This is a genomic window from Vibrio fujianensis, from assembly GCF_002749895.1.
Lineage (GTDB): Bacteria > Pseudomonadota > Gammaproteobacteria > Enterobacterales > Vibrionaceae > Vibrio > Vibrio fujianensis.
Map to the genome: position 1 here is coordinate 72,063 of NZ_NBUS01000054.1, position 7,783 is coordinate 79,845.

General features: G+C 43.6%; 9 protein-coding genes. 2 read left to right on the forward strand and 7 right to left on the reverse strand.

The window, feature by feature from the left end:
* Positions 1-808 (forward strand): amidophosphoribosyltransferase (locus B7C60_RS19345; RefSeq protein WP_281251713.1); only part of this gene is annotated, 808 nt, incomplete at its 5' end.
* A gap of 99 nt (positions 809-907) precedes the next feature.
* Here B7C60_RS19345 and B7C60_RS13485 read toward each other — a convergent pair.
* Positions 908-2,233 (reverse strand): Na+/H+ antiporter family protein, encoded by a 1,326-nt coding sequence (locus B7C60_RS13485; protein ID WP_099612114.1) that lies wholly within the window; start codon positions 2,231-2,233, stop codon positions 908-910.
* 28 nt (positions 2,234-2,261) lie between these two features.
* The gene (rnt, locus tag B7C60_RS13490; RefSeq protein WP_099612115.1) at positions 2,262-2,921 is read right to left on the reverse strand and encodes a ribonuclease T; all 660 of its coding nucleotides are present in this window, start codon (positions 2,919-2,921) and stop codon (positions 2,262-2,264) included.
* Positions 2,922-3,450: 529 nt separating this feature from the next.
* On the opposite strand from rnt, the gene motY reads away from it, so the two are divergent.
* The gene (gene motY, locus B7C60_RS13495; protein ID WP_099612116.1) at positions 3,451-4,335 is read left to right on the forward strand and encodes a flagellar protein MotY; all 885 of its coding nucleotides are present in this window, start codon (positions 3,451-3,453) and stop codon (positions 4,333-4,335) included.
* Positions 4,336-4,433: 98 nt separating this feature from the next.
* Here the strand turns inward: motY and gloA are convergent, their stop codons facing one another.
* The 5 genes from gloA to rsxD all read right to left on the reverse strand — a co-directional run.
* Positions 4,434-4,850, reverse strand: a complete 417-nt coding sequence (gloA, locus tag B7C60_RS13500) for a lactoylglutathione lyase (RefSeq protein ID WP_099612117.1) — start codon at positions 4,848-4,850, stop codon at positions 4,434-4,436.
* Between the two features lie 9 nt (positions 4,851-4,859).
* Positions 4,860-5,501, reverse strand: a complete 642-nt coding sequence (nth, locus tag B7C60_RS13505; RefSeq protein ID WP_099612118.1) for an endonuclease III — start codon at positions 5,499-5,501, stop codon at positions 4,860-4,862.
* A 30-nt stretch (positions 5,502-5,531) separates the two neighbouring features.
* Positions 5,532-6,224 carry an electron transport complex subunit E gene (locus B7C60_RS13510; protein WP_099612119.1) on the reverse strand — a complete coding sequence of 231 codons (693 nt, stop codon included), beginning with the start codon at positions 6,222-6,224 and terminating at the stop codon, positions 5,532-5,534.
* On the reverse strand, positions 6,217-6,855 hold the full coding sequence (gene rsxG / locus B7C60_RS13515; RefSeq protein WP_099612120.1) for an electron transport complex subunit RsxG: 639 nt from the start codon (positions 6,853-6,855) through the stop codon (positions 6,217-6,219). The genes B7C60_RS13510 and rsxG overlap by 8 nt, the downstream gene beginning before the upstream one ends.
* A 10-nt stretch (positions 6,856-6,865) precedes the next feature.
* Positions 6,866-7,783: electron transport complex subunit RsxD (gene rsxD / locus B7C60_RS13520; protein WP_245869446.1), on the reverse strand; the 918-nt coding region annotated here is incomplete at its 5' end.

Genomic DNA, 7,783 nt, shown 5'->3' on the forward strand with positions numbered 1-7,783 from the left:
GTTTACCAAGCAATGTGCAGATAACCCTGTACTCAATCCTTGTATTTTTGAATACGTCTACTTTGCTCGTCCAGATTCATTTATTGATAAAATTTCGGTTTATAGTGCCCGAGTCGAAATGGGGAAAAAATTAGGTCAACGAATCAAAGAAAACTTTAGTCAATTAGATATTGATGTGGTGATCCCTATTCCGGAAACGTCGTGTGATATTGCTCTGCAAATTGCGCAAGCAATCGATAAACCTTATCGACAAGGATTTGTGAAAAATCGTTATGTAGGACGGACATTTATTATGCCAGGCCAGTTACAACGGATAAAATCGGTCCGTCGTAAACTGAATGCGATTCGCTCTGAATTTAAAGATAAAAACGTACTTTTAGTTGATGACTCCATTGTGCGTGGTACCACCTCTGAGCAGATTATTGAAATGGCTCGTGATTCTGGGGCGAAAAAGGTTTACCTAGTGTCCGCTGCACCTGAAATTCGTTTCCCTAACGTTTATGGTATTGATATGCCAAGTGCGAATGAATTGATTGCCCATGGACGTGATAATGAAGCCATCTGTCAGCAGATTGGTGCTGATGCTTTAATTTTCCAAACATTGGAGGATCTGGTACAAGCTGTTGGCTTAGGTAACCCAGATATTAGTCAATTTGAAGCGTCAGTCTTCAATGGTGAATATGTCACGGGTGATATCGACCATGCTTACCTAGAGTACCTTGAGTCGATGCGTAGTGATGATGCAAAAACACAAGCAGAAATCCAACAGGATCTCGCTAACCTTGAACTATATAATGAAGAGGCTTGAGCCTATTTATTTTTCTCGATGGCATTCATAGCGACAAAGTTAACGAGAGCACTTAATCAGCGCTCTCGTTTTTGTTTTCTACAATACCGTTTTTGTTTTCTACAATACCATTGCAGCAAGCCAACCAAATGCAATTAGCGGTAAATTGTAGTGAATAAAGGTTGGCACAACCGTTTCCCAAATATGTTCATGTTGCCCATCTACATTGAGGCCAGATGTCGGACCTAGCGTCGAATCTGAAGCAGGGGAGCCCGCATCGCCTAGTGCTGCCGCTGTACCGACGAGAGCAATGGTTGCCATTGGTGAAAAACCAAACGCAAGGCAGAGAGGAACATAAATCGTCGCGATAATCGGGATAGTTGAAAATGAAGAGCCAATGCCCATAGTGACTAATAAGCCCACCACCAGCATCAGCAGGGCCGCAAGGGGTTTGTTGTCACCAATACTGGTTGAGAGCGCAGTAACGAGAGATTCAACACCTCCTGTTGATTTCATCACAGCAGCAAATCCCGCAGCAGAAATCATAATAAAGCCGATCATGGCCATCATATGCACACCTTTGGTAAACACATCATGAGTTTCTTTCCAAGCGATGACACCACCAAAGGTAAAGACCATAAAACCCGCTAAAGCCCCAATGATCATTGAACCAGTTGCCAGTTGTACGGCCAAAGCGGCGACGATCCCAACCGCTGCAGTTAAAATATGCTGGTGTTTGATCGTGTTACTTTCCGAATCGCTTACCGTTAACTCTGTTTCGCGATACTCACGCGGTTTACGGTAAGTAAAGAAGATAGCAATCAGCAAACCAACAAGCATCCCTAACCCTGGCAATAACATAGCGATAGGCACTTGGCTTGCTGTTACATGTTCTAAACCGTTATCTCTTAGGTTTTTCAGCAAAATATTGTTGAGGAAAATGCCACCAAAACCGATAGGTAAAATCATATAAGGGGTGATTAATCCAAAGGTAAGCACGCAGGCAATCATCCGACGGTCGACTTTTAATCGAGCAAATACACCTAATAGTGGCGGGATCAGAATCGGAATAAAGGCGATATGCACAGGAATAACGTTTTGCGAAGACATGGCCATTAGCAGTAGGGCGACTAATACGGCATATTTCACTCCAGTTGTTGCCGCCGCGCTCTGTTTTCCATGCAAACGTTTTATGACGGTTTGGGCTAAGACATCTGTGATGCCAGAGCGAGAAATGGCGACGGCAAAGGTTCCAAGCATGGCATAGCTGAGAGCAATCGTTGCTCCGCCGCCTAAGCCACTTTCAAAAGCAGAAACCGTTTCATTAAGGCTCATTCCAGCGACGAGCCCTCCTACAATTGCACTGAACGTAAGTGCAACGACAACATTAATGCGCATTAGAGCTAAAATTAGCATCACGCAGACAGAAATAACGACAGGATTCATAAACTTCTCAATTCATTCCATTTATTTATTATTCATCGGTAGTGTTAGCCAGTTCAGCGAGTGGCCAGCCTCCGAGAGCTTTCCATTTGTTGACAATACCACAGAATAATTCTGCGGTTTGTTGGGTATCGTAAAGGGCAGAGTGTGCCTCTCGACTATCAAATTCCATCCCTGCTGCTTTGCATGCTTTCGCTAACACAGTTTGCCCATAGGCTAAACCACTGAGCGCCGCCGTATCAAAGGTCGCAAAGGGATGAAAAGGGACTCGTTTTAGTTTGCAACGGTCATTGGCGGCCATGACAAACCCATGATCAAAGGCGGCGTTATGCGCCACAATGATGGCTCGGCTACAATCTGCTGCTTTCTGTTCTTTTCGGACCTGTTTGTATATTTCTTTTAAAGCGTACTCTTCACTTACTGCGCCACGAAGGGGACTAAAGGGATCATAAATGCCAGTAAACTCCAAGGCCGCTTTTTCTATATTTGCGCCCTCAAAAGGTTCGATATGGAAATGGATGGTCGACGCTGGATGCAAATTCCCTTGTTCATCCATTGCTAAAGTGATTGCACAAATTTCCAATAAAGCGTCGGTCAGTGGGTTAAAACCTGCGGTTTCTACATCAATAACAACTGGAAAATAGCCCCTAAAGCGTTTTTTTAGCGTGAGAGCTTCATTAATAACAGTCATGTGAGCCTAATTTATTTAAACATAAGGCCATTATTACAGATTCTATGGCTAAGAAAAACCGAATCTCAGCGATTTCACGACAATAGTTTCAGCTGATATCGATCACTTAACGATGTGTTTTATGAATATCTATCCCCTTTCTACTTGAAGCTGCAGCGGTGTTGGCTACGTTCGTTCCCCCCAATGACATCGCCTGTCTATGTTCATGGGAATGATGAAATCCATTCGTGGCTTTCACCAAAGGCCAGCCTACGGTTGTTCAAATTTATTCCAGACAAATTTGTCACTCACTGGCCACCTACCTGCAACGCTAAGTTGTTTGGGTATATGCTGATAAAACTGAAACTCTGGTGCATGATTTAACAAGCCTAGGTTGATTTTCTAAACGACGGTTAGACTGAGTTTAGACATGGTGTGTTTTTTGCATGTATTTTATATCAGAGTGACTTGATGAAATCAGAGGTAATGATCGGTATCCTATGAGCGGAAACCTGTCGCTGCCTATCTATAAGTGGTAAGAGAATACATTATGAATAAATGGGTTATGGCCAGCTTTTGCGTAATCGGTTCGATAACTTCGCTGACTACATCTGCGATGATTAAGCAGTATGTTGCCTCACCACAACAATCAACATGGCAAATGGTCACCAATACCCCTTTAGAATGCCGTTTGGTTCATCCTATTCCTAATTATGGAGATGCGGTATTTACTTCTCATGCCAGTAAAAAAATCAACCTTGATTTTGAATTGAAAATGCGCCGGCCAATGGGAGAGACGCGTGATGTCAGTTTAGTTTCTATGCCTCCGGTATGGCGGCCGAGTGAAAGTGCTGATCGTATGACGAACATCCAATTCTTTAAACAGTTTGATGGTTATATTGGTGGACAAACGGCTTGGGCGTTATTGAGTGAGTTGGAAAAAGGGCGCTATCCTACATTTAGTTATCAAGACTGGCAAAGTCGTAATCAGCGAATTGAGATCATGTTGTCATCGGTACTTTTTCAGCCGCAGTACAATGTATTTAGTGACTGCATTGCTAATTTATTACCTTATAGTTTTGAAGACATTGCGTTCACCATTTTGCATTATGATCGCGGTGATAGTGTTGAGCTGAATAAAGCATCACAAAAACGATTAGCGCAAGTCGCGGAGTATATTCGTTATAATCAAGATATTGATCTTATTCTTGTTGCGACGTATACCGATAGTATTGACGGAAAAAATGAGAGTCAGCACTTGTCAGAAAAAAGAGCTGAGGCTTTGCAGACTTACTTCCAATCACTTGGTTTACCTGAAGACCGAATCCAAGTTCAAGGTTATGGACGTCGGCGTCCGATCGCAGATAATACGTCACCAGTTGGGCGAGATAAAAACCGTCGTGTGGTTATTTCTTTAGGTAGAACAAATATTTAACTTTAGATTCGAAGTGCTTGTTGCAAATAAACACACCCCCCACTTATATAGGTATAGGGTGGGGGTGTGTTCTAAAGCTCACGGTTAAACCGTTTTTATTAACCTTTTAATCCTGCGCTCGCTTGCTTATTTTGGATCAGTTCAATCATGTAGCCATCTGGATCTTTAATAAAGGCAATGTGTGTACTGCCGCCTTTCACTGGGCCTGCTTCACGGGTTACATTTCCTCCCGCGGCTTTGATGGCATCACAGGTGGCATAAATATCATCCACACCAATCGCAATATGACCATAGGCATTACCCATATCATATTCGGTGACTCCCCAGTTATAGGTCAACTCAATTACTGCACCTTCTGATTCATCACCATAACCGAGAAAGGCAAGGGTGTATTTATATTCGGTGTTTTCATTTTTACGCAGTAGCTTCATTCCCATCACATGGGTATAAAATTCGATAGAACGGTCAAGATCTCCTACACGTAACATGGTATGAAGAATACGATTATTTGACATAACAAACTCCTAGCTTTCCGGGTAAACTTTCTCTTTATATTCACATAAATCTTCAATAATGCAGCTAGCGCAACGCGGCTTACGAGCGATGCAAGTGTAACGGCCATGAAGAATTAACCAGTGGTGGACATCAATTTTAAATTCGTTAGGAACGACTTTGAGCAGCTTTTGTTCCACTTCATCTACCGTTTTTCCGACCGCAAACTTGGTGCGATTCGATACTCGGAAAATATGGGTATCCACGGCAATCGTCGGCCAGCCAAAAGCTGTGTTTAATACCACATTTGCTGTTTTTCGTCCGACGCCAGGCAGGGATTCAAGTGCTGCACGATCTTCAGGGACTTCGCCTTGATATTTATCTAATAGAATACGACATGTTTTGATAACATTTTCAGCCTTTGAATTAAATAGGCCGATGGTTTTAATGTATGACTTTACTCCCTCGACACCTAAATCCCAAAGAGCTTGTGGGGTATTGGCAACCCGATAAAGTTTATCCGTCGCTTTATTAACACTGACATCTGTGGCTTGCGCTGAAAGCAAAACGGCAATTAATAATTCAAAAGGGCTGTTCCAGTGTAATTCCGTTTGTGGATTAGGATTATTGGCTCTTAACCGCTGAAGAATTTCCACTCGCTTAGCATTATTCATGGTTATCTCGCTTCCTGTTTACCGTGACGCTTAAACATTGGTGACTCGAGCGCGCTCAATGGTTGGTTTTTCTGGTTTTGGTTGACGCTGAGCGAGTTGGCGGTCAATGATGTTTTTAACTGCAATAAGGAAACCAACACCAATAAATGCGCCCGGTGGCAGTAGAGCGAGTAGAAAACTATTATCTAAGTGGAATACGTCGATACGTAAGACGGTTGCCCAGTCTCCAAGTAGGAGATCGGCACCATCAAAAAGAGTGCCATTGCCGATGATTTCACGTAGCGAGCCGAGTACCACTAATACCGACGTCATACCAAGCCCCATCCAAAATCCATCTTGTGCGGCGGGTAGGACATTATTTTTTGAAGCAAAGGCTTCAGCTCGTCCAATAATAATGCAGTTAGTGACGATTAACGGAATAAAAATCCCTAATGAGAGGTACAAGCCATAGGCATACGCATTGATCAATAGCTGAACGCAGGTAACCAATGCCGCAATAATCATGACAAAGACAGGAATACGAACTTCTTTAGGCACGTAATCCCGAACCAGTGAAACAATCACATTTGAGCCGACTAAGACAAATAAAGTAGCCAGACCAAGGCCGAGTGCGTTAGTGACAGTCGAAGAAACAGCAAGTAATGGACATAAACCCAGTAGTTGCACTAACGCTGGGTTATTATCCCAAAGGCCATTTTTGATCAAGGTCTTGTGATTATTCATTGTTTTCCCCTCCACAATTGAGTGGCTGACGCAGGATTTCATGGCGGTGTAGATTAACGTAATTCACCGTTTGTTTCACCGCTTTAACTACCGCTCGTGGCGTAATGGTGGCTCCAGTAAATTGGTCAAATTGACCCCCGTCTTTACGGACTTGCCATTGCTGTTGGTTCTCTTCTGTGACTTGTCGGCCCGTAAAGTTTAAGATCCAATTACTGATTCTCAGGTCTATTTTATCGCCCAATCCAGGGGTTTCTTGGTGGGAAAGTACTCGTGTACCAATAACAGTGCCTTGATTATCAATACCGATGATGAGTTTGATCGCGCCGTTATAGCCATCGGGAGCGATGGTTTCAATTGCTAAAGCGGTTGGCTCTCCCGCCAGACTAGCGTGATAAACATGCATGGCTTGATTTGTACCAAGTAAGGGATCACTGACTAATGTACATGTCTGTGACAGCTCATTATCGTGTAAATGAGGAGGAACCACTTGGTTTAATACAGATAACAACTGGGCCGTTTCTTGAGCTTGTATTTGACTGGCAGTTAAATATTGGGTTAAGGCGACGACGCCCGTCGATGCACAAGCAAAGACAGCAAGAATTAGTCCATTTTTACGTATAGCAGTCAACATCGTTTTTTCCTCAGTGCCCGTAAGTACGCGGTTTGGTGTAATAATCGATCAATGGTACACACATGTTGGCTAATAGTACGGCAAAAGCGACCCCGTCAGGGAACCCACCCCAACTACGAATGATAAATACCATGCAGCCAATGAAAAAACCATACACTAAACGCCCTTTAGGCGTAGTCGATGCGGTAACTGGATCGGTTGCTATAAAGAAAGCTCCCAGCATGGTTGCTCCAGAGAGTAAATGCAGCATAGGGGAAGCGGTGGTACCTGGAGCCAATAACATGATCAGCGTACTTGATGCAATAAGCCCCGCGAGGAAAGCGGTGGGAATATGCCAGTGAATAACGCGTAACTTAATCAGCGCTAACCCTCCGATGAGGTAGGCGAGGTTAACCCACTCCCAGCCAATGCCAGCCAAACCACTAAATTGTGGTTGTCGCAAGGTTTCTGTGACGGTATGCCCAGCATGAATTGAGGTCTTAAAAGCATCTAATGGCGTCGCCATTGTGATGCCATCAATCCCCGCTCTGACTTGTTGTAGTGATAACCCATCTTGATTAAATCCCGATATAATGAGTGACCAAGAATCGGTAAAAGAGACCGGATCGGGTGCTAATTGATTCGGTGCTATCCAACTTGTCATTTGCACTGGAAAAGAAATAAGCAAAACGACATAAGCAATCATAGCTGGATTAAATGGGTTCTGTCCTATTCCACCGTACAGTTGTTTGGCGATTAAAATCGCAAACAAAACACCAATAGCAATAATCCACCAAGGAGAAAGGGGAGGAATGGCAATAGCGAGTAGCCACGCCGTCACCAAGGCGCTGTAATCCCGAATAGTGGTGAGCGGGGAACGCTTACGTAGCCGCATGACAATCGCTTCTAATGTGAGAGCGAAAGTAATGGCTAACAACAATTGAATAAA